The organism is Mobilitalea sibirica, assembly GCF_015999265.1.
GTDB lineage: Bacteria > Bacillota > Clostridia > Lachnospirales > Lachnospiraceae > Mobilitalea > Mobilitalea sibirica.
Map to the genome: position 1 here is coordinate 41,888 of NZ_JAEAGR010000013.1, position 17,811 is coordinate 59,698.

41 protein-coding genes and 1 pseudogene are annotated in these 17,811 nt (G+C 36.6%); 5 read left to right on the forward strand and 37 right to left on the reverse strand.

The genetic code is table 11. From position 1 onward, the window contains the following. Positions 1-100: 100 nt before the first annotated feature. The 32 genes from I5677_RS12140 to I5677_RS12295 form a co-directional block, all read right to left on the reverse strand. Positions 101-460, reverse strand: a complete 360-nt coding sequence (locus tag I5677_RS12140; protein WP_197661892.1) for a DUF1492 domain-containing protein — start codon at positions 458-460, stop codon at positions 101-103. Between the two features lie 154 nt (positions 461-614). Then, positions 615-833: a hypothetical protein gene (locus tag I5677_RS12145; RefSeq protein ID WP_197661893.1), complete on the reverse strand. Its 219-nt coding sequence runs from the start codon at positions 831-833 to the stop codon at positions 615-617. A gap of 2 nt (positions 834-835) precedes the next feature. Then, a complete protein-coding gene (locus I5677_RS12150) occupies positions 836-1,141 on the reverse strand; it encodes a hypothetical protein (protein ID WP_197661894.1) in 306 nt (101 codons plus the stop codon). After that, positions 1,142-1,372 (reverse strand): hypothetical protein, encoded by a 231-nt coding sequence (locus I5677_RS12155; protein ID WP_197661895.1) that lies wholly within the window; start codon positions 1,370-1,372, stop codon positions 1,142-1,144. A 6-nt stretch (positions 1,373-1,378) separates the two neighbouring features. Further along, positions 1,379-1,516, reverse strand: a complete 138-nt coding sequence (locus tag I5677_RS12160) for a hypothetical protein (RefSeq protein ID WP_197661896.1) — start codon at positions 1,514-1,516, stop codon at positions 1,379-1,381. A gap of 15 nt (positions 1,517-1,531) precedes the next feature. Then, positions 1,532-1,762, reverse strand: coding sequence for a hypothetical protein (locus I5677_RS12165; protein ID WP_197661897.1), 231 nt, complete (start codon positions 1,760-1,762; stop codon positions 1,532-1,534). Positions 1,763-1,923: 161 nt separating this feature from the next. Continuing rightward, the gene (locus tag I5677_RS12170) at positions 1,924-2,106 is read right to left on the reverse strand and encodes a hypothetical protein (RefSeq protein WP_197661898.1); all 183 of its coding nucleotides are present in this window, start codon (positions 2,104-2,106) and stop codon (positions 1,924-1,926) included. 33 nt (positions 2,107-2,139) lie between these two features. Beyond that, on the reverse strand, positions 2,140-2,526 hold the full coding sequence (locus tag I5677_RS12175) for a hypothetical protein (RefSeq protein WP_197661899.1): 387 nt from the start codon (positions 2,524-2,526) through the stop codon (positions 2,140-2,142). Positions 2,527-2,549: 23 nt separating this feature from the next. Further along, positions 2,550-2,768, reverse strand: coding sequence for a hypothetical protein (locus tag I5677_RS12180; protein WP_197661900.1), 219 nt, complete (start codon positions 2,766-2,768; stop codon positions 2,550-2,552). A 19-nt stretch (positions 2,769-2,787) separates the two neighbouring features. After that, positions 2,788-3,012 carry a hypothetical protein gene (locus I5677_RS12185; protein ID WP_197661901.1) on the reverse strand — a complete coding sequence of 75 codons (225 nt, stop codon included), beginning with the start codon at positions 3,010-3,012 and terminating at the stop codon, positions 2,788-2,790. Further along, complete coding sequence (locus I5677_RS12190) at positions 3,006-3,146, reverse strand: hypothetical protein (RefSeq protein ID WP_197661902.1); 141 nt, start codon at positions 3,144-3,146, stop codon at positions 3,006-3,008. The genes I5677_RS12185 and I5677_RS12190 overlap by 7 nt, the downstream gene beginning before the upstream one ends. Before the next feature lie 34 nt (positions 3,147-3,180). Then, complete coding sequence (locus tag I5677_RS12195) at positions 3,181-3,429, reverse strand: DUF3850 domain-containing protein (RefSeq protein ID WP_197661903.1); 249 nt, start codon at positions 3,427-3,429, stop codon at positions 3,181-3,183. 15 nt (positions 3,430-3,444) lie between these two features. Further along, positions 3,445-3,810 (reverse strand): YopX family protein, encoded by a 366-nt coding sequence (locus I5677_RS12200; RefSeq protein WP_197661904.1) that lies wholly within the window; start codon positions 3,808-3,810, stop codon positions 3,445-3,447. Next, complete coding sequence (locus tag I5677_RS12205) at positions 3,803-3,985, reverse strand: hypothetical protein (RefSeq protein ID WP_197661905.1); 183 nt, start codon at positions 3,983-3,985, stop codon at positions 3,803-3,805. Before I5677_RS12205 ends, I5677_RS12200 begins: the two co-directional genes overlap by 8 nt. A gap of 2 nt (positions 3,986-3,987) precedes the next feature. Continuing rightward, entirely contained in the window at positions 3,988-4,461 is a 474-nt protein-coding gene (locus I5677_RS12210; RefSeq protein ID WP_197661906.1) for a DUF551 domain-containing protein, read from the reverse strand. Further along, positions 4,454-4,801, reverse strand: a complete 348-nt coding sequence (locus tag I5677_RS12215; RefSeq protein ID WP_197661907.1) for a hypothetical protein — start codon at positions 4,799-4,801, stop codon at positions 4,454-4,456. The genes I5677_RS12210 and I5677_RS12215 overlap by 8 nt, the downstream gene beginning before the upstream one ends. Continuing rightward, positions 4,798-4,947 carry a hypothetical protein gene (locus tag I5677_RS12220; RefSeq protein WP_197661908.1) on the reverse strand — a complete coding sequence of 50 codons (150 nt, stop codon included), beginning with the start codon at positions 4,945-4,947 and terminating at the stop codon, positions 4,798-4,800. The genes I5677_RS12215 and I5677_RS12220 overlap by 4 nt, the downstream gene beginning before the upstream one ends. A gap of 2 nt (positions 4,948-4,949) precedes the next feature. Next, positions 4,950-5,471, reverse strand: coding sequence for a DNA N-6-adenine-methyltransferase (locus tag I5677_RS12225; protein ID WP_197661909.1), 522 nt, complete (start codon positions 5,469-5,471; stop codon positions 4,950-4,952). A gap of 52 nt (positions 5,472-5,523) precedes the next feature. Beyond that, positions 5,524-5,865: a hypothetical protein gene (locus I5677_RS12230; RefSeq protein WP_197661910.1), complete on the reverse strand. Its 342-nt coding sequence runs from the start codon at positions 5,863-5,865 to the stop codon at positions 5,524-5,526. Further along, entirely contained in the window at positions 5,855-6,364 is a 510-nt protein-coding gene (locus I5677_RS12235) for a hypothetical protein (RefSeq protein ID WP_197661911.1), read from the reverse strand. The genes I5677_RS12230 and I5677_RS12235 overlap by 11 nt, the downstream gene beginning before the upstream one ends. Further along, positions 6,365-6,742: a RusA family crossover junction endodeoxyribonuclease gene (locus I5677_RS12240; RefSeq protein WP_197661912.1), complete on the reverse strand. Its 378-nt coding sequence runs from the start codon at positions 6,740-6,742 to the stop codon at positions 6,365-6,367. Positions 6,743-6,835: 93 nt separating this feature from the next. Next, a complete protein-coding gene (locus I5677_RS12245) occupies positions 6,836-7,123 on the reverse strand; it encodes a hypothetical protein (protein ID WP_197661913.1) in 288 nt (95 codons plus the stop codon). Further along, positions 7,120-7,917, reverse strand: a complete 798-nt coding sequence (locus I5677_RS12250; protein WP_197661914.1) for a PD-(D/E)XK nuclease-like domain-containing protein — start codon at positions 7,915-7,917, stop codon at positions 7,120-7,122. The genes I5677_RS12245 and I5677_RS12250 overlap by 4 nt, the downstream gene beginning before the upstream one ends. Then, the gene (locus I5677_RS12255) at positions 7,901-8,719 is read right to left on the reverse strand and encodes a hypothetical protein (protein ID WP_197661915.1); all 819 of its coding nucleotides are present in this window, start codon (positions 8,717-8,719) and stop codon (positions 7,901-7,903) included. The genes I5677_RS12250 and I5677_RS12255 overlap by 17 nt, the downstream gene beginning before the upstream one ends. 10 nt (positions 8,720-8,729) lie before the next feature. Further along, positions 8,730-10,160 (reverse strand): AAA family ATPase, encoded by a 1,431-nt coding sequence (locus tag I5677_RS12260; protein WP_197661916.1) that lies wholly within the window; start codon positions 10,158-10,160, stop codon positions 8,730-8,732. Next, positions 10,117-10,314: a hypothetical protein gene (locus tag I5677_RS12265; protein ID WP_197661917.1), complete on the reverse strand. Its 198-nt coding sequence runs from the start codon at positions 10,312-10,314 to the stop codon at positions 10,117-10,119. The genes I5677_RS12260 and I5677_RS12265 overlap by 44 nt, the downstream gene beginning before the upstream one ends. Positions 10,315-10,317: 3 nt before the next feature. After that, positions 10,318-11,064 (reverse strand): phage antirepressor, encoded by a 747-nt coding sequence (locus I5677_RS12270; RefSeq protein ID WP_197661918.1) that lies wholly within the window; start codon positions 11,062-11,064, stop codon positions 10,318-10,320. 3 nt (positions 11,065-11,067) lie between these two features. Continuing rightward, the gene (locus I5677_RS12275) at positions 11,068-11,442 is read right to left on the reverse strand and encodes an AbrB/MazE/SpoVT family DNA-binding domain-containing protein (RefSeq protein WP_197661919.1); all 375 of its coding nucleotides are present in this window, start codon (positions 11,440-11,442) and stop codon (positions 11,068-11,070) included. A gap of 41 nt (positions 11,443-11,483) precedes the next feature. Then, complete coding sequence (locus tag I5677_RS12280) at positions 11,484-11,642, reverse strand: hypothetical protein (protein WP_197661920.1); 159 nt, start codon at positions 11,640-11,642, stop codon at positions 11,484-11,486. A 9-nt stretch (positions 11,643-11,651) separates the two neighbouring features. Continuing rightward, on the reverse strand, positions 11,652-11,963 hold the full coding sequence (locus I5677_RS12285; RefSeq protein WP_197661921.1) for a hypothetical protein: 312 nt from the start codon (positions 11,961-11,963) through the stop codon (positions 11,652-11,654). Positions 11,964-11,973: 10 nt separating this feature from the next. Next, the gene (locus tag I5677_RS12290; protein ID WP_197661922.1) at positions 11,974-12,129 is read right to left on the reverse strand and encodes a hypothetical protein; all 156 of its coding nucleotides are present in this window, start codon (positions 12,127-12,129) and stop codon (positions 11,974-11,976) included. An 18-nt stretch (positions 12,130-12,147) separates the two neighbouring features. Beyond that, on the reverse strand, positions 12,148-12,357 hold the full coding sequence (locus I5677_RS12295; RefSeq protein ID WP_197661923.1) for a hypothetical protein: 210 nt from the start codon (positions 12,355-12,357) through the stop codon (positions 12,148-12,150). A gap of 87 nt (positions 12,358-12,444) precedes the next feature. On the opposite strand from I5677_RS12295, the gene I5677_RS12300 reads away from it, so the two are divergent. Beyond that, complete coding sequence (locus tag I5677_RS12300) at positions 12,445-12,669, forward strand: hypothetical protein (protein ID WP_197661924.1); 225 nt, start codon at positions 12,445-12,447, stop codon at positions 12,667-12,669. A 301-nt stretch (positions 12,670-12,970) separates the two neighbouring features. Here the strand turns inward: I5677_RS12300 and I5677_RS12305 are convergent, their stop codons facing one another. Beyond that, positions 12,971-13,129, reverse strand: a complete 159-nt coding sequence (locus I5677_RS12305) for a hypothetical protein (protein ID WP_197661925.1) — start codon at positions 13,127-13,129, stop codon at positions 12,971-12,973. A 61-nt stretch (positions 13,130-13,190) separates the two neighbouring features. After that, positions 13,191-13,430: a helix-turn-helix domain-containing protein gene (locus I5677_RS12310; RefSeq protein WP_197661926.1), complete on the reverse strand. Its 240-nt coding sequence runs from the start codon at positions 13,428-13,430 to the stop codon at positions 13,191-13,193. 172 nt (positions 13,431-13,602) lie between these two features. Here I5677_RS12310 and I5677_RS12315 point away from each other — a divergent pair, with 172 nt between their 5' ends. The 3 genes from I5677_RS12315 to I5677_RS12325 are packed head-to-tail and all read left to right on the forward strand — an operon-like array spanning position 13,603 to position 15,960. Then, a complete protein-coding gene (locus I5677_RS12315; RefSeq protein ID WP_197661927.1) occupies positions 13,603-13,986 on the forward strand; it encodes a helix-turn-helix domain-containing protein in 384 nt (127 codons plus the stop codon). 60 nt (positions 13,987-14,046) lie between these two features. Next, complete coding sequence (locus I5677_RS12320; protein ID WP_243456592.1) at positions 14,047-14,505, forward strand: ImmA/IrrE family metallo-endopeptidase; 459 nt, start codon at positions 14,047-14,049, stop codon at positions 14,503-14,505. A gap of 12 nt (positions 14,506-14,517) precedes the next feature. Further along, a complete protein-coding gene (locus I5677_RS12325) occupies positions 14,518-15,960 on the forward strand; it encodes a recombinase family protein (protein WP_197661928.1) in 1,443 nt (480 codons plus the stop codon). 19 nt (positions 15,961-15,979) lie between these two features. On the opposite strand, the pseudogene I5677_RS17495 reads toward I5677_RS12325, so the two are convergent. From I5677_RS17495 to I5677_RS12340, 3 genes and pseudogenes are all read right to left on the reverse strand, one after another. Continuing rightward, positions 15,980-16,075, reverse strand: a pseudogene (locus I5677_RS17495) (manganese catalase family protein); the annotation flags it as partial. Between the two features lie 3 nt (positions 16,076-16,078). Beyond that, positions 16,079-16,336: a spore coat protein CotJB gene (locus I5677_RS12335; RefSeq protein ID WP_197661929.1), complete on the reverse strand. Its 258-nt coding sequence runs from the start codon at positions 16,334-16,336 to the stop codon at positions 16,079-16,081. Positions 16,337-16,343: 7 nt separating this feature from the next. Beyond that, positions 16,344-16,628, reverse strand: a complete 285-nt coding sequence (locus tag I5677_RS12340; protein ID WP_243456593.1) for a spore coat associated protein CotJA — start codon at positions 16,626-16,628, stop codon at positions 16,344-16,346. A gap of 248 nt (positions 16,629-16,876) precedes the next feature. On the opposite strand from I5677_RS12340, the gene I5677_RS12345 reads away from it, so the two are divergent. Continuing rightward, entirely contained in the window at positions 16,877-17,803 is a 927-nt protein-coding gene (locus I5677_RS12345; protein ID WP_197661930.1) for a diacylglycerol/lipid kinase family protein, read from the forward strand. Positions 17,804-17,811: the final 8 nt, after the last annotated feature.

Below are 17,811 nucleotides of genomic sequence, written 5' to 3' on the forward strand. Positions count from 1 at the left end.
ATCACCCAGTCCCTTGATATTATGTGATTGCTCTGCCCTGCACAATGTGCCACCCATGAAAAAAGCACCCCGAAGGATGCTTTTATTTTTTCTGTTCTTTTTATGATTTCATATTAACACATAAAAGTGTATCATTGTGTATCATGTTCAAATTTTTTAGTGCATCTGAATGTTTTCTATGAATATGAGCCCATTCATAACCTATCTCAACACAGATTACTTCCCACTTCTTAAATTCTATGTACTTCTTATGAAGTATTAAGCTTTCTATCCCATCCGGAAGATCAGCTATCATATTCTCAATTTCAATTTTCTTTTGTATGCATGCTTTTCTCATCTTAACAATTTTAGTAAAGAGTACATCAAGCTTTACCATGTAATCTGATAAATCAGTCTGTTTATTCCCTTTTGGCATATCAGATATGGATTGCATCTTAGCTGATTGTTTCGTTTCTCTCAATTCTTCTAGTTGTTCTTCTAAGGATCTAAGCTTTCTGCATAGGTTCCTATAGCTGTTTAAGTATTCTTTTTTCTTTTCATTTAGCTCTCTGTCAGTAATATTATCACCTCTTTAATGCTTAGTCCTGCTGCCAGGTTGAATTTAAAACATGATTTCATGGTACTATCTTAAATTTTTTGCTCCTGATTATTCTATCATTGTTAACCAAATAGAACATATCAATTATATCTTGCTCTTTCATATACATTTCCTGTCCGTCAAACTTTATTTTGGAGTCTCTGCTACACTTAAACATATCATATAGTCTTCCACCTATAGCAAGCCTGTCTATTCCATCTGTATCCACTGTTGTATTTAATTTTGCATTTGCCATATTTACCACCTTCCTATGATCTCCGGTCCTTCTGTTGAATGAAGCAAAAAGAAATTTTTCTCCTTTGTACTGATTATTCCACCTTTACTAAGTTGATGCATTATTAACTGATCTTTATTCCCCTTTGTGAAGCACCTCTTCATTTCTTTAAACGCTTTGTACTTTGTACTGAATATGGCATGATGTAGCTTTCTCCATAAATATGTCTTTCCGTTCTTTCTCCCAAGCATTGGTGTATAAAGGTGCTGAAAATAGTCACTTCTTTCTAATATCTTCTTAAACCATTTCTTTCTCTGTCTTTTATTCAATCAATCACCGCCTATCACAATCCGGTGCATCTTTAGAAAGCTTTTGTATTGCAAGTGAATATCCCTTGCTTTTTCTTTCATGTATTCTTCCGGTATGTTAAATATGTTATATATAAATCTCGCTACAGTATCTGGTAAATATGTATAATCTGGTCCGTTTGCAAAATCAAATCCACAATAGAATTTTTGCAGCTTCTTTTTAAACTGCTTTTTCCTCTGTCTCTTATTCAATAGGCTTTATCTCCCTTCTATATCCATATTCAAAATAGCCATAACCCCAAATGCTATTGTTAAAGAGATGTTACCTAATATTGCAGATATAAACATTGCTATTACCAAAATGAACTGCCATACAACATCGTATACTTTCTTCATAGGCTTTTCTCCCTTCTAAAATAAACTTATTTGCCCTTCACATTGTTCCTGCTTTGGTATTCTTGGTTTATATCTTTTGCTATCATCACCACAATAGAATGCATCTATGTCGCAGTATATAAAGTCTGTGCAATGGTTTTCTGCCTTAGCTGTAGATGCACTATATTCTTTTTTCTTGGCTTCACACCATATCCCGATTAGATCTGCTGCCACTGCATTAGCACAATACCTACAATACTGCTTCATAAACTTTTGCTCCCTTCTTGATGAATTAAATTAATTGACTTTTTAGCTTGCGCTTGCAATCATTACAAATTGTATGTTTTTTATTTACGCATTTATTGAAGCCACATTTAATACATTTGTAGAATTTTTTACCTATCATGTATCTTCCTTTCCGCTATCAGCTAAAATATCTTTTCTCCTGCTATCGTGTTACATAAATTTCTTGTGTCTTTGTCTATTGTCTGTTTCTGTACTATATTTGCACAATCCGTACAAACCCATTTACGGTTAGGTGTTCCTTTTGGCTCTATTGGTATCATGCCTTTAACTTCTGACATAGTTCTATTACATTTACAACAGTTCATAATTTACCTTCTTTCCGCTTATCAGCTAAGTTATTACCTAACGACTGGTACTCCGCAATCCTTACTAGGATCATTTTTAAAATAACTCATATGTTCCGATATTGGTCTGTATCCACCAAGAGAGATATCGTCCTGCCAGAATACATGATTAGCAAGTCCACCGCATTTACACATTATTGTGAATGGTACAGGTTTGTGTTTATCAGGTTCTAACTTGTCCTGTATTTTATCCTCCAATCCTTTTTCCAACCACATTCTCCACTTCTTACAGCACTTCTCACATTTATACCACATTGCTCCATGTACCATAGTAGGCGGATATGTATAGGTTTCGCCTTTTTCCAAAGCTTTAATAACTGGCATGTCATTCATATTCCATTCACCAGGAACACTTTTCTTTGCTTTTCTTGCCCAATTCATATATCTTCCTTTCCGCTAATCAGCTAATCAATAATTGTATAAGGATTTTCAATTCCATGTCCACAGCATGCTGATGACGCACCGTCAATATGCCCAAGACACGCATCGTATCCTTCTGGTGTTGGTGTTCTTCCGCACTTTTTACACGGCCTATGTTCATCAATCACTTTTTCATTATTAGTGTATCTCCAATCGGTTCCGTCATAATAAATCTCATGTCCTCTGGAATAACTTTTTGTCATATATCTTCCTTTCTGCTTATTAGCTAATCAACAAGTCAACAAGTCTCATGTTTTCTTTTTTTAATCTTAAATCCTTTAACTCTATGTATTTATCTATTAATTCATCTTTGGTAAGTGTTTGTATACAGGCTCTGGTTAGTCCAGGGTCGATGTCTAATTCGCTTGCTATTACACATATTGCTTTTTTTAATCTTTCTCTTGCTTCTACTATTTTATCCATATCTTCCTTTCCGCTTATCAGCACTCCTGCGATTCACAATTCCCAAGGCATTCACCCAATGTTACATTTTCATATTCATCAGTCAGTTCACAAAAACAAATATCTTCATCTATCTCATTCTTTTCGATATTTCCTAGACAGTGTCTACACTTATCCATAATACTCCTTTCCGCTTATAACCTAAATTTCAGTTTAGTCTTCTAATCCTAAAATACAGTACCCCTCTTGTAACCCGAATTGAGGGCAGTCTTTTAAGATATATCCTATTTTTTTATGCATCGCCCGACCACGATACCCGGCTGCAATCGAATATTCGCGTAATACAAGCATTTCACCTACTTGGTAATCTCGATCATTTTTACGGATATCAAAATTTTTCTTTCCGTCCCAAATATCTTGAAAATATGGATTAAAACATTTTAAATCATGCCATCTTACCATAACATTCCTTTCCGCTTACCAGCTAATCAATTCTGGGTTTTCGTGGATATTACCGATAACCTCGATGTAATTATGCTTAAACCCGGTATCTTCGATAAAAATTGAAAATCCTCCATCTTCCCATTCAACAACGTATTTATACTTAGGTGCATTTGGGTGACAAAATATATCCTCCTCATAAATCTCTTTACCGTTCTTATCTTTTAATCCAATGTATTGACCGATTGTTTCTGGAATAACTACAACTGCTGTGAAATCTTCAGTCAAATCTCCATCGACTAAAACAAAGGTTCTTCCATCATTGGAGTTTATGTATAAAAATCCATATACCCATTCTTTAGTGTCAATGCTCCGTCCTCTAAACTTAATTTCTCTATGCATCCACATCCTCCAATCTATAATCCATTACCTTGCGTACAAGATCGGCTTCATCGGTTATTTTTCCTGCGGAAGTGTGGCAAAGGTTGTATGCAGGACATTTATCCTTAACGCCAATGCATCCTCTAATCTCGCATATCGCCTTTGCCTTCCGTAAAAACTCAATTGCTCCTGTCATGATTAATCACTCTCCCTTGGTAATTCCGGCAATGGCATCCAGTGAGTAACGAAATCATCTATAATCCCATATTCTTCACAGTACATATTCTGTTCAAACCAACCTTCTGGAATAATATAATCATCTGTTTCCTCGCAATATTCAAAATCGTTATCTTCCCAAACATACGAGCTATCTTCTGTATGTAGCGTTCCATCTTCATACATAGCGGTTGTTCTAATCTGTATTATGTCACCGTTATAACTCCTTTTATTTGCGAGTATAAATACTCTTTCTTCATTCTCCGGCAATCCTTTTGTTACTGGTATCCATCCATTGGTTAGTTGATGGGTAAGTGCGGATATTGCCAATCTAAGGCATTTAGCAGAATAACTATTCTCTTCTTCATGTTTTACAGAACATCCTTGCGCCCCTGTTAATCTCTTTTTCATGCGGTGTAACTCATTTATAGTTTCCTGTATTACTTGCTTATTCATCCTTGGCAGCTCCTTCCTCGTATCGTTCGTAATTTTTCTCTGCATCGCTGAAAGAGCGTGAGTAATTATTTTCTTTTGACCGCCTAAATTTCTCACATTTTAAAGCGTCTCCACGACGAAGAATGTCATGAGTATATACACACTGAGGAACATCTTTTATTGTCTGATTGCCACACCATGGTTGATAATCCTCGTAATCATCAACACATGAAAATTCACACATAAAGCAATTTACTGTATTCGGATTATGTACGCACTCTGTTTCATGCCTTTCCATCGTGTCAGCTCTGGCGGTAGTCTTATTGCAGAAATCACATTTAAAACGCTGCACCTGTTTCATTCCTTGACAGCTCCTTTCGATATTCTTCGTAACTTTCTATGGTTATATCGTTTCTGTCCTTTTATAAGTCCTCTGGATGCCCTCTGACAGTAATATTTACGAGCAAGTTTATCTTCTCTGGTTAATCTTTTGTGTTCGGCTCTCATAACTACTCCTTTCCCTCGAGGTTGCTAAAAACCACTACCATGCTCGGAAATGGTGCTGAATTATTACTGTTTCCGAATTTTAACCTACCCTTTATAAACCTTATTTCCTTTGCTTTGCCGTATATGTACTTGTGAAAAGCTTCTGTGTCCGTCCTGACAGGCAACAACATAACAACTGTGGTATTTGGTTTTCTGCTTTCCTCGTAACATTTTTTGATCCAATCTTCTTGTCCGGGTTTATATTCGTTTATGTGATAACCACGTTCAACACATTTTTTCTTTTTACAATTAGGTTTACAGGGTTTTTCTGATTTCGAATATGGAGGATTACAAAACACAGTACAGCCGCTCCAATCTTTTAATAGTCCGTTTTCTTCTTTAGTGTAGTAATAATTACATTTATGGTTTTCTTTTGTAGCGCAAGGATCTAACATAAATTGAAATTCTTTGTCTAATTCATCAAAAAATTCTTGTGGTGTAGCCCATTCATCTGTTTGGCTACTAAACATTAATTCGTTATTCATTTAATTCCTCCTTATGAGGTTGTTATAAATTCTGTTATTACATTTTGATCTATCAGCTCACTCTTTCCACTTTTGTCCTTTTAGGACACCACAAGGGTGCTGTAATAACACTGTTCGGTATAAGCCTGCAATAATAACACATTCTAATTCCCTCATCATTCGTGTTTATAACCTCATGACAATCCTCACAATTATCACAGTGCGGTACCCGGTACTTTCTAACACTTGTATTTTTTAATGCTCTTGATCGTATGAATGTATATAAAGCACTCATGTCCACAATGTCATCAAAGTATTGGTCCAACTGTTCGGCTACTCGAATGACCGGGTAGCCCAAATTGAGATAATAGATAATATCATTTATGTACGGATCAAATTTTGATTTACGTTTCATTTTCATCCCTCATTGTCTTACTTAGCAGTTCTCTCTTCTTTTCAATAAAGTTTTGAAATTGGGGGTCCATAGATATATGTATATTAGATTCTATTATTCCTTTATTAGTTGTGTCTTTTCGTGGTCTCTCACTGGTTTTTTTGTGGTCTTTTTTTGGTTCTTTATTGGTTTCAATATCTTGGTAAAGTCCGTAATTTACTAATGTTATCGTGGTTTTTTTTCGGTCTGTTTTTTTCACTATTTTTTCATCATTTTGTAACTGGTTTAAAAATGACCTAACCTTTGTTTTACTCCATCCCCAACGCTCCATTAGCTTTAGTTCAGAAGTAATAAAACTGCCACGCTTTACCAGAATTATTTCATTTCCTAATGAGATTTTTGCATCCTTGTAGTTAGCTAAGATGATTAGATCTATCCATGCTTGTCCTTTTGAGAATGGCTTGTCTTCCCATAACCAACCTTCTGTAAGTTCACGATATATGCTTACCCATCCATCCACCTAATCACCAACCTCTTTTATAGTAACCTCAATCCTTGGATATTCTGGATCACAATAAAACTGGTCCAAAAATCCAACAATCTCCTTCCAGCCATCGTTAGCAAGTACTCCTGTCTTTACAAGACTGTCCTGAATAACCTTATGAGCAAATGAAGAGATATTATCTAGGTCCCTCTTTCTATTTGGCTCGTAGAAGTTATATTTCAGCAATACAGGCTTTGTTATATGTATTCCTCTTAGTTGTTGTCTAATTGGCCAAATAACGGCTTCCTCTGCATCTTTTTTCATCCTACCACCTTCCTTCGGATGAGTACGATTAGCAGCTGTATATTCATTCAAACCGGGAAGTTTCCCGATAATTATAAGTTTATATTCCATAGTTCCCCTTTCTCCGGGAGCGGCGGTCAACCGCCCCGGTACGGATAAGGTTTAGTTAATCCGGTGACACTGTGATATGTTATACCGGAGATACTACAAATAAGATTTTCCATATCTTCTGCGGAATGCTTCTCTATCTCCGTAATGAGATTCCCAAATTACCTGTCCTAGCATCTTAGACAACCTCTCTGCCATGGAATTATCATGTATACGCTCTATAGTAGTACCAATATTATGGCATCGGTTGCAGCTTGGAACTTTAAGCCCATCCTCCTCTGATAGATCTCTATTACCCTTTCCGAATATTAAGTGATGCTCACATTCAGCAGGTTTACCGCAAAAGAAACAAATTTCAGTAAATTCTGTTACTATACTTTTCATACTTCACCTAGCAGTTCAGAATAATGAATAGGTTTAGTGAGTACCTTTGTGTGCTTACACCAATCACAGATACCGCATCGGATAGGATCAGCCATCTTATCTTTGAGAAGCAGAATTTTAGGAGTGTTCTGCTCGACCTCATAAAGCTTTTCTTTTAGGTGATCATCATCAATTTGGATGATCTCTATGTTTGGCTCCTTCTCCTTAGAGGCTGCAGCTATGAAGAACGGAAGTCTCTTGCCGGTATTCTGATATACAACTTCCTGATATACCGCTCCCTGGATGTCATAACCCCAGTATTGGGTAAAATCCATGTACCCGAAATCTTTGGTCCAAAATTGCTTTGTAAGGCTCTCCATCACTTTCAGATCAACGATCGCAATGTCATCAAGATAACTATCAATCTTTATTTTCCACTTGGCACCAAAAAGCTCAGCTGTCATGATTACCTGTTTCTGGCCGGACATATACTTCATAAAATAATCATCCCGTTCGATACGATTGATTATTTCTTCTGCTCTTCGATACTCAGCTTTTAACTGACCTTGCTTAGTGAATATTTCTGGATTTTTAGCCTTGAAAACATCTAATGTACTCTCAAAGTGTGCATCTACATATGAGCCAACGAGTAAGGCAGTAGTCATTTCCATTTCCCAATCACCATTAAGTTTTGCAAGTGCCTGTTCTTCACATGCAGGCTTTCCTAATGTGCCGGCAAAGTCTTTATATTGAGATACTGACAGATACTCTTTATTAGCTTCCAGGCTGTGGTAATTCTCACTGGTTAAGATCATTTGTTTTTCCTTCCTTATTGAAAGGATCCTCAGCTTTTGCTACTGTCTTAAAATAATCCTCAACCTTTCCCTGAGCATTCTTTAAAGCGGTATAAACACCCCATAGATCAGTACACTCCTCAGCTCCAAAATCAGCTAAGTTCCTCCCTGCATATTCTTCAAGCTGCGACTTAGTTACACCGAAATCTTTCTTAAACAGTTTTTCTATCTTCGCTATCTTCTCTTGACTTGGAAGATCGCCATAGCCTTTCTTTTGTGTAGCTTTGCATTCTTCAACAGCCATATCTACGACATCACCCGGAATCACACCTAAGATGCAAGCTCTCATTCTTCTGGCTCCAAAATTGGCTGTAGCCTCATAAATATCTCTGGCATCGGTTAAGTCAACTCTGCCTTTCTTTGTGTCTCGAACATGTTCCACAGTAAAGATTTTCGTTACCCTAGTATTGGTCTCTAAATCCCATGCATAAGCCATCATTTCAGATGATCCATTATTCTGTTCTAGCTCAATTACTCCGTAGTCAATATTCCCCCAGGTCTGAGCCAAGGCTTCAGCTAACCTTATGCTTGGACCAGAAACATTCTGACCGCCCTTAGGATAAGAATAAATAGCTTGCTCCGCTAATGTCTGCCTCTGACATGCTCGCTTAATCTTTTGCATAGCTTCGTACTCATCTCTTGGAAATTTTTTAGCGATAACCATAGCTGCTTGTACTTCCTGTGCCTGTCTTGATATCATCATTTCCGTTTGGCTTGTTTTAACCGGCATAAAACCGTCTTGTACTGATAATTCATTTCCCATCAGTTACCTCCTATAATTCCACTACGGTTAGATCTTCATCATCCGTGGTTCTGGTAGCTATAAACTGTAATCCCTTGGACTTACACTTCTCATAAAGCTTTGTTCTCAGATCTGTAGATAACTTCTCTACACCATCAATAAGAATAATCTGCAGACCATTAGGCTTCTGGATAGCAACATCAATGCATAGGTCAAGCTTCTCACCGTCAGATAAGTTGGATACTGGAAGACCATTAATCAAGGGAACACCGTCCTTTACTGTAAGGCCTTTAATCGGAATAGTAGCTGTTTCAAGAATTTCACCCGGAAGAGTTCTGGCTTTTTCTATCTTTCTCGTAAGATCTGCAGACTCTGCTAGTAGATCCTCAACCTCATTCTGCAGGTTAACCATCCGGTGATACTCATTAATGTGTGATTTCATCTTCTCGACCATAGCTGCCTTTTCTGAAAGCTCTAGTGTAGACTTCTTTTCTTTACCAACGTATTCCTTGTATTCCTCCACTTCAGCATCATACTTAGCAACAGCTGCTGTATACTGATTTTCTATAACAGATAACTTGTCTTTCTTTTTGTCTGCAAGGCCGTCACGTTCTGTTTCCAGAGCTTTTATCTGGGCCTTAAGGCTTGCTATGTCTCTATCAATTTGATTGGCTCTGGTATCAAATTCACGGTCAAGTGCTGCGATTGCAATCTCTTTATCAGCTTCAAACTTTCGTACCTTATTGTTGCGATTCTCGATAAGCTGTAGTGCCTTATCGATAGTCTCATTTTCCTTACGGATTCGCTCTATCTCGGTATAAATCTCATTAAGACTTGCCTTCTCCCACTTCTCCGCTTCGTATCCTTCAGGGATATTCTCCGCAATCTCTTCTATGAAGGCCCTCTTATTTCTAGCATCACGATTGATGTCTTGACGCTTCATAAAGTAATAGCCTTTTTCAGATTGAATATCATTAAGAACCTGAAGAATGTTCTGCTCATAATTGATATCCGGCACGATCTCTCCAAACCACTCCTTGATTGTTTGTAAGGACCAGTCGTATTCAATCATGTCCAAGATAATTGCGTTCTGTTGTTTCTTATCCATGGCCATAAATTCAACCGGTGAAAGCTGCAGTGTGGTAAAAATATCTTTCAAGAATGTTTCTGGGCTACCAACCTCCATACCATTGTGCTTGACACTTTTATAATCAGTCTGCTGGGTACGAGGTTTCCGGTCGATTCTGATCCCGTTATCAGTTTCAATGAGAATCTCTCCCTCTGTCTCTCCGTTCCTTACTATGTACTCCCTATCACTCTTATTGGTGAGTGCATACCTAATTGCATCAATGACTGATGTCTTACCGGCTCCATTTTTACCGGTTAATTCTATTGATCTCCCATCGGCTTCATACTCTTTAATGCCAAATAGGTTTTTTATTTTGATTTTTACAATTTTCAATTAAGTTCCCTCCTAATACTATTTGACCGTCATTGGTAACGGCAGTTAATTGTTCATATTTTTTTCGAAGCTGCTCTGACTTTTTGGAGCAATCACACTTTTCTCCAGGATCAAGAAATGCGCCACATTCAGAGCAAGTGTGATAATATGCCATAATTTATTCTCCTAAAAACTTATTGATAAAGTATTGCTGTCCTTTACCGGTTACTTTAGGTGTCTTTTTGGTTATGTTACAGCCGTTTCCATCCAGATGAGTGCTTTCCTTAATCTCAAATAACTCAAGATCCATTGAATACTGAGTTGGCATATTCCAATCAGTTCCCTTGCGCTTAATTAAATATCCGTTATCTCTGAGCCATTCAAAGAGCCTTATGCCACCGATATCTACACCGTTCTGCCTTAAAAGCTTAGCTAATTCACCAACCAAAATTGATGTACGACTAGAGGATACCGCATCAGCAAAGAGTACTTTTGGTTTCTGTTCAGCTATTTGCTTATCCTTCTGCGCTATCACATTATTAGCAAGTACTACAGCTTTCGCCAAGAGTTCGGAATCCGTAAGGTTTTCTTGATTTGCTATGTAACCACCGTTTTGACGGATGGAGGGAAGAACCTCTGATGTAACCCAATGCTTAAATTTCTTTGCGGCTTCTAACTTACTACCAAAGATTAGAGCATATAAGCCACTCTCATTTACACCTACCATTGTTCTCTCTTGTCTGCCATCGTAAATCACGAGGTTAGCTCTATCTTCCTTGTCAACGTGTCTGATTAACGCATCATTTGTATTTGCATAGCCCAAAACATCTGCAACATCCTTTCCAACTAACCATGGATTACCATTGATTACTTGTGTTCTAATTTCACCAAATTCCTCATTCTTAAAAATTCGTAGTTCAGTCATAGGCTATTCCTCCATAACTGCATCAACAACAGCATAAGCACATTTCTTACACAGAAGATGTTCACCTATCTTAATAAGATCATCAGTGCTACTACACCATTCACACCCTTCTTTCCGGATGCAGATCTCGTCGCCTTCACAATATATCTCCAGAGGCTGTCTCTCCTGGTACCCAAACTTCTCTCGGATCTCACTTGGGATAGTATATCTACCAAGCTCATCCAACTTTCTGCCTTTACCCTTTTTCAGATGAATAACATTGCCTTCAAAATACAAATCCAATGGTTCTAATACTTCAATGCCTGTTGACCTTCTGTATTCGATCGGGATGGTAATTCTCCCGAGTTCATCGATTTTCCTAATAATTCCCTTTGCCATAATTTGATTTGACCTCCTTTAAATTTAGTGATATACTCACCTTAGATTAATTTTGCTTTGGGCCTTTGCTGATTCGCACTCAGCTGGGCTCGTTTTCTTTTACCGGTACACCTTGGGCACTCGTATCCTGATCGCGGAATACATTGATGAATACTAATACCCCATACCTGTCTACAATAAACACATTTCTTTACTCTCATAGAAGCCTCCTAACGTGTTCTCATTAATATACCGTTCATCCGATGCTTCTCCCGTCTGATATAGATTAGCTTCTCAGTAAGTCGTTCTAGCTCTTTTGAAATGGTCTCTTTATCAATATCAGATAAGAACCCAAGACCACTAAGAACTGCATACATACCTTTTGCTTCATGAAGCTGAGCTCTTGCTATTTCAATATCATTAAAAGTGCTAAATTCATCAGCTCTATTCGCTTCACTAATGCATATGTACATCTGGTCTCTCTGCTCAGCTACATCATCTAAAAATTCCTTTGTGAATCCGGTGTTGAATATCTTGCTCATATGATCCTCCTTACCTGTCCTGATGCTTAAAACGACTTCTCAATCTGTCGAACAATGACATTTCGTACTTACGGCTTTCTACTACAGATGCTTTACGTTGATACTCGTTATAATGCTTATTAATCGTCTTATGGCTCCTTTTCATATGTTTTACTCTTCCTGCCACTATGTACTCCCTCCTTCCTTATATCCATTCTCCATCAATGAAGTGCTTGTCTATCCAACCGGCATCAAAATAAAGTGCAATCCCTGCTACAGCCATTCCGGATAAATATGTACCTGGCTTTATGAATTGATTGACCATGGCTCCTGTCAGTAGAACTATTGCAGCTATCCCGATTACCAGTATAAAGAATGCGGCCAGCTGTTGTATTTGCTGTTTCGTTTTTATCACCTACTTCCATGTAACTTTTTGTTAAATTGTGGTATAATCTCCTTATCAGCTGAAGGGCTGAAATACATAGGAAGGGAGATGTACTCAATGACAAAGGAACAACTTAGTGAAATCATAATGGAAAAATCTAAATCCTTGAGTGAAAAAGTAGTTGCGGATAAATATTTCGAAAACAAACTCAAAGAACATGCAAATGACAATGGAAAAATTTCTAACACCGATCTTGCATTATTCGCATTTTCAGAATCGATCGTATTTAGTAGACAACTGCTTTACTCTGTTCTTTGTGAAGTTCTTGCAACTGATAACTAATTGTATTTGTTACTAAATCTACACTTATGACCTGCTGGCCCTGAACTTGCCCTTCAAGGTCAGCAATTCTCTTTTCTAAGGCTTTAAATTTCTTCTTTGATATCAATATCAAGGCTTGTCCTCCTTTCTACCGACTAAACAGTGGCTCATACTCTGATTTTCTTTTTCCAGAAGCATAAGCATTTACCAAATAAATTTATTTGTAACCATGCCTCAGCATATCGAGTACCGTTTTCCTCGTACTTAGTTATGTAATGTTTCAAGGCTCGTCCTCCTTTCTGGCTTGTCCGCCGGTAACCGCCTAGGCGGTTTTGTCTTTGCGTTGATACCCAATAGCCTGCATAGCTCTATCATTTAAATTAATGGATATGTCTTTCTTTTCTTCCATTGACAAGCTATCCCAAAGGCGGTACTCTCCATTTATGCTTACATATATAGTTGATGTTATTTCTTTTTTCAAATTACCACCTCCATTAATTTGTATGCAGTATTGGTTGTACTTGTTTCCAGAAAAAACATTCTTACTTACTGCGTAAGTTCAGGCTAAAAAAAATACATCCAGCTATTTCGGGTTCAATATCAAGAGTGGAAACAAGTTTATCCATGACTTCTGCTGACGGTTGAGCATCTCCATTTAACACGCTGGAAAGCGTGTTTCTATTGATCCCAGACAGTTTTGACAAATCACTAATTGTTGCAATTTCTTTTTCAACCATTAGTTTTTTTAGTGCAATAATATCAGTTTTATAGATACTTGCCATATAGTACCTCCTTTCATACTTACTTATTACGTAAGTTTATGTTATCACCTATTTTATGGTATGTCAATACGTGATGCGTAAGTTTTTTTATAATTTGCAAAAAAAATGTTGCATTACGCGTAAGAAAGTGATATAGTAAATATTGTAAATTCCATAGAAAGGATAGATAAATATGAGTATTTTGAACGAAAGAATTAAAGAAAGAAGACTTGCTTTAGATATGACTCTTCTACAGGTTGCAGAAGCACTTGGTGTAAAGGAAGCTACTGTGCAAAGATATGAGAGCGGCGAGATAAAAAACATTAAACATGAGACAATAGCTCAACTTGCTGAAATTTTTCACTGTCCGCCAGGATATCTGATGGGATGGGAGGATATTCCCTTGATTCACTATGATGATTTATCTAATGGCGATGTACTTAAAGAAGATACAGCACCTTATATTAGCACTGTTGCTGCTCATAAAGATGATAGTGAAAATTGGACTCCTGAAGAATTGAAAAAAATTGAGGAATATAAGCAATTACTGTTAGCCGCAAGAAAAAACAAAAAGTAGACATCGTTTGTCCGTTAGATATGTTAACTTTTTATTATTAAATTTAAAGAGGGCGATTGATTGACATATGAAGAATTACAATTACAATACGATGATCTGTTTATAATGGAAACTGATCTAAGTAAGATAAACGGCTTAAAAGGGCTTTATTATGATAGTTGTATAGCTATTGATAAGAACATGACTCAGTCAGAAAAAGGATGTGTTCTAGCAGAAGAAATAGGACATCATTTAACTTCTATTGGTGATATTCTTGACCAAAAAATACAGGACAACCAAAAGCAAGAATATAGAGCGCGAAAAGTGGCATACGATATAAAAATAGGATTGGTAGGCATAATAAATGCCTTTGAAGCAGGATGCAAGGATGTTTATCAAATAGCTGAATTTCTGGACGTAACAAAAGATTTTTTTGAGGATGCGTTATCTTGCTATAAATCAAAATATGGAATTTATACTAAACTTGATAATTACATAATTTATTTCTATCCAACGTTGAATGTTGGTAAAATCTTTTAGGAAGTGATTCGCATGAAATTAGCAGCCTTATATATAAGAGTTAGCACAGATGATCAAATTGAGTACTCACCTGATGCACAAAGACGATTATTAACGGACTTTGCTAAGAAAAACAACTATAGTGTGTCAAATCAATATATCTTTATTGATGACGGAATCTCGGGGAAAAGAGCCGAAAAGCGTCCGCAGTTTCAAAAAATGATAGGTATGGCCAAGTCTAAGGAGCATCCCTTCGATGTAATACTTGTATGGAAGTACTCTAGGTTTGCTAGGAACCAAGAGGAAAGCATTGTTTATAAATCATTGTTAAAAAAGAATAGTGTAGATGTAATAAGTATAACTGAGCCCATTATTGATGGACCTTTTGGAACATTAATCGAACGAATTATCGAATGGATGGATGAATATTACTCAATAAGACTATCTGAAGAAGTAAAAAAAGGAATGACAGAAAAAGCATTGCGAGGCGAATACCAAGCTGGAGCGCCGTTTGGTTATACTTTGAGCGAAGGACGATTACTCATAGATGAGGGAAAAGCGCTGATTGTAAATAAAATATATGATTTGTATTTAAATCATTCGCAAAATTTCTTCTCTATTGCTCGTATGCTTAATGATATGGGCGTTAAAACAAATAGAGGAAATCAATTTGAAAATAGAACTGTTAAATATATTATCCAAAACCCTATATATAAAGGTTTTGTTAGATGGAACCCAAATGGTAAAACAGATTTAAGAGAACAAAAAAACATATTAGACGATATCATAATAAAAAAAGGTGATCATAACCCTATTGTATCTGAAAGCACCTGGGACAAGGCTAACAAAAAGCTATTAAGTGAGTTTAGATCAAGAAAATCCAAGCCAAATTCAGTTCTAGCTCACTGGCTAGGTGGACTTATTGTGTGTAGTAACTGTAATAGCGCTTTAGTTTCCTCTGGAAGTAAATCTGGAGGATATCAGTGCAATTCGTATTCAAAAGGTAAATGTAATGAATCTCATTATGTATCTTATAACAAGATCGAAAATGCTGTTATTAAAACATTAAAAGAACTGATTCAAACAGGTGAATTTGACTATGAAATATTAGTTATTGATGAAAATAAAGATAAGCTAGATATGCTTAAGCGATCCGTTAAAAGACTTGAAATAAAAGAAAGTCGAATTAAAGATGCTTATATTAACGGAATTGATTCTATTGATGAATACAAAGCAAACAAAAATAATATCCAAAAGGAAAGAGAATATCTACAACAGCAAATGAAATCAATCAAAAATATTAAAAAGACAGACAAGACCAAGGATCAAATGATTTACAATCTAAAAACTGTTTACGCTATTTTAATTTCTGATGCAGATAAAGAAGCAAAAAGCAACGCAATTAGAAGCGCTGTAAAGAAAATAGTATACAATAAAAAACTAGAACATATTGACGTTTATTTATATTACTCATAGGTTATAGGTTGTTGCATTATGGTCCGCCAAATTGACTCATAATAACCATAGCAAGCTTCGGATTTGTATGAGTAATATTTACAGGATATTGTAATCTTTTTTCATAGCTCCACATACACTAGCACCTTCCTTCCCAAGGCCAAGGCTCATTCACCCAGGTCCAATAATTATTAACATCCACATCATACATATTAATTGGTCCGTAGCACTTGGTATATTCCTTAACAGCTTCATTTCTCACTCTTTCATACTTCTCCCAGTATTCAAGAGCTGCTTGATCTGTAGGATGGGTATCCAGGAGCAGTCTAAGGTCATCCAGGACAAAACTTGTTGCCATAATACAAGCAAACAATTTATCTCTTTTCGTTACATCCATACTCATATTATTTACAACCCCTTCCATACCAGTCTAAATCCAACTCCTTAAAAAGTGTTCCATTATCTAGTGCAACAAATTCATTTTCATACAGATCCCTAAAACATTGCCATGGTACATAGCACATTCCGATGGGAAAACGGTCAAGTTCAAAAACCTCATCTCTTTCGCATACATCTTTCCGGCCATAATCATCAATGACATCACTGCAAACAGGTTCTTTTGATTTATATGGTGAAACTCCTCTGCATCCATAGCCATTTCCCATATTACGATAGTTTCGTCTATCCATAAAATAGCCTCTCCTTTCACATATTAAATGAGCAACATGCTGAGCGCTTTTGTTGTTCTATATATATTATGATTGAAGGACAGAACTGTGCCTGTTCATGGACTGACAGAAACCAAATTAAATATTTTGTTGAATTAAAGGAATTATCCTTTTCAAATGATTGACAATAAAAACAATATAATATAATATTTATAATATATAAAATAATAATTATCTGGTTATGTTGCGACCAAGGGAGAGATAACTTCATGTATCATTTCATTGTTAACCCCAAATCAAGCTCCGGTAAAGGAATTCGTTTCTGGTGGGCAGTTAAAAGCGAGCTGGATCATAAAAACATAACATATAACGCTTACTTTACCCGGTATGTTGGACATGCTTCTGAAATTGCGGAGCAAATATGCAATAAAACCTTAGAAATAAAGAACATTGTTGTCTTAGGCGGAGACGGAACCTTAAATGAAGTAATCAATGGCATCCCTGATTTTAACGATGTGCTTTTGGGTTATATTCCCTCCGGTTCCAGTAATGATTTAGCAAGAAGCCTAGGAATTTTAAAGGATCCATTAAAATCTCTTGAAAGAATTTTAAAACCTACGAATTTTAAGTATTTAGATTTAGGTATAATAAACTTTATTGATACAGATCAGGCGCCTCGTAAATTTTGCTGTTCCAGTGGTATTGGATATGATGCAAATGTCTGCATGGAGGTGCAACAATCTCCATTAAAAAAGAAACTCAATCGCTTTGGTGCAGGTAAATTCATTTATCTGGCAATTGCCATTAAACAACTGATTGGAATTAAGCATCTGGATGGAACCGTAATGGTTGACGGCATGAAAAAAGACACCTACAAAAACATTCTGTTAGTGTCCAATATGATCCATAAGTACGAAGGTGGCGGACTTTTAATGGCACCGAATGCAGATCCCTCCGACGGAAAACTGAGCATCTGTTTGGTACATGGATTAAGCCGTGGTAAAATTGCACTTCTACTGCCAACGATTCTTTTTGGTAAACATATCTACTTTAAAGGCGTGGAAGCCTTTCACTGTTCAGAGATCGAAATTAAAGCAAGCCAAACTTCCGCTGTTCATACAGACGGAGAAGTTCCGGCAGTCTGCTCCCATATTAAAGTAAGCTGTATTCCCGGGCAGATAAGGATGATATTATAAAGAAAGCT

Excerpts from the sequence above, each read along its gene's own strand:
- I5677_RS12325 (WP_197661928.1), top strand. The coding sequence starts at position 14,518 with ATGAAATTAGCAGCCTTATATATAAGAGTTAGCACAGATGATCAAATT.
- I5677_RS12255 (WP_197661915.1), bottom strand. The coding sequence starts at position 8,719 with ATGGGAAATGAATTATCAGTACAAGACGGTTTTATGCCGGTTAAAACA.
- I5677_RS12335 (WP_197661929.1), bottom strand. The coding sequence starts at position 16,336 with ATGGATGTAACGAAAAGAGATAAATTGTTTGCTTGTATTATGGCAACA.
- I5677_RS12285 (WP_197661921.1), bottom strand. The coding sequence starts at position 11,963 with ATGAGCAAGATATTCAACACCGGATTCACAAAGGAATTTTTAGATGAT.
- I5677_RS12220 (WP_197661908.1), bottom strand. The coding sequence starts at position 4,947 with ATGAGAGCCGAACACAAAAGATTAACCAGAGAAGATAAACTTGCTCGT.
- I5677_RS12195 (WP_197661903.1), bottom strand. The coding sequence starts at position 3,429 with ATGGTAAGATGGCATGATTTAAAATGTTTTAATCCATATTTTCAAGAT.
- I5677_RS12170 (WP_197661898.1), bottom strand. The coding sequence starts at position 2,106 with ATGAACTGTTGTAAATGTAATAGAACTATGTCAGAAGTTAAAGGCATG.
- I5677_RS12215 (WP_197661907.1), bottom strand. The coding sequence starts at position 4,801 with ATGAAACAGGTGCAGCGTTTTAAATGTGATTTCTGCAATAAGACTACC.
- I5677_RS12250 (WP_197661914.1), bottom strand. The coding sequence starts at position 7,917 with ATGATCTTAACCAGTGAGAATTACCACAGCCTGGAAGCTAATAAAGAG.
- I5677_RS12340 (WP_243456593.1), bottom strand. The coding sequence starts at position 16,628 with ATGGATAGACGAAACTATCGTAATATGGGAAATGGCTATGGATGCAGA.
- I5677_RS12315 (WP_197661927.1), top strand. The coding sequence starts at position 13,603 with ATGAGTATTTTGAACGAAAGAATTAAAGAAAGAAGACTTGCTTTAGAT.
- I5677_RS12240 (WP_197661912.1), bottom strand. The coding sequence starts at position 6,742 with ATGGAATATAAACTTATAATTATCGGGAAACTTCCCGGTTTGAATGAA.
- I5677_RS12265 (WP_197661917.1), bottom strand. The coding sequence starts at position 10,314 with ATGGCATATTATCACACTTGCTCTGAATGTGGCGCATTTCTTGATCCT.
- I5677_RS12270 (WP_197661918.1), bottom strand. The coding sequence starts at position 11,064 with ATGACTGAACTACGAATTTTTAAGAATGAGGAATTTGGTGAAATTAGA.
- I5677_RS12200 (WP_197661904.1), bottom strand. The coding sequence starts at position 3,810 with ATGCATAGAGAAATTAAGTTTAGAGGACGGAGCATTGACACTAAAGAA.
- I5677_RS12245 (WP_197661913.1), bottom strand. The coding sequence starts at position 7,123 with ATGAAAAGTATAGTAACAGAATTTACTGAAATTTGTTTCTTTTGCGGT.
- I5677_RS12345 (WP_197661930.1), top strand. The coding sequence starts at position 16,877 with ATGTATCATTTCATTGTTAACCCCAAATCAAGCTCCGGTAAAGGAATT.
- I5677_RS12275 (WP_197661919.1), bottom strand. The coding sequence starts at position 11,442 with ATGGCAAAGGGAATTATTAGGAAAATCGATGAACTCGGGAGAATTACC.
- I5677_RS12145 (WP_197661893.1), bottom strand. The coding sequence starts at position 833 with ATGGCAAATGCAAAATTAAATACAACAGTGGATACAGATGGAATAGAC.
- I5677_RS12190 (WP_197661902.1), bottom strand. The coding sequence starts at position 3,146 with ATGGATAAGTGTAGACACTGTCTAGGAAATATCGAAAAGAATGAGATA.
- I5677_RS12280 (WP_197661920.1), bottom strand. The coding sequence starts at position 11,642 with ATGAGAGTAAAGAAATGTGTTTATTGTAGACAGGTATGGGGTATTAGT.
- I5677_RS12205 (WP_197661905.1), bottom strand. The coding sequence starts at position 3,985 with ATGACAGGAGCAATTGAGTTTTTACGGAAGGCAAAGGCGATATGCGAG.
- I5677_RS12160 (WP_197661896.1), bottom strand. The coding sequence starts at position 1,516 with ATGAAGAAAGTATACGATGTTGTATGGCAGTTCATTTTGGTAATAGCA.
- I5677_RS12210 (WP_197661906.1), bottom strand. The coding sequence starts at position 4,461 with ATGAATAAGCAAGTAATACAGGAAACTATAAATGAGTTACACCGCATG.
- I5677_RS12225 (WP_197661909.1), bottom strand. The coding sequence starts at position 5,471 with ATGAATAACGAATTAATGTTTAGTAGCCAAACAGATGAATGGGCTACA.
- I5677_RS12300 (WP_197661924.1), top strand. The coding sequence starts at position 12,445 with ATGACAAAGGAACAACTTAGTGAAATCATAATGGAAAAATCTAAATCC.
- I5677_RS12180 (WP_197661900.1), bottom strand. The coding sequence starts at position 2,768 with ATGACAAAAAGTTATTCCAGAGGACATGAGATTTATTATGACGGAACC.
- I5677_RS12230 (WP_197661910.1), bottom strand. The coding sequence starts at position 5,865 with ATGAAACGTAAATCAAAATTTGATCCGTACATAAATGATATTATCTAT.
- I5677_RS12175 (WP_197661899.1), bottom strand. The coding sequence starts at position 2,526 with ATGAATTGGGCAAGAAAAGCAAAGAAAAGTGTTCCTGGTGAATGGAAT.
- I5677_RS12310 (WP_197661926.1), bottom strand. The coding sequence starts at position 13,430 with ATGGCAAGTATCTATAAAACTGATATTATTGCACTAAAAAAACTAATG.
- I5677_RS12165 (WP_197661897.1), bottom strand. The coding sequence starts at position 1,762 with ATGAAGCAGTATTGTAGGTATTGTGCTAATGCAGTGGCAGCAGATCTA.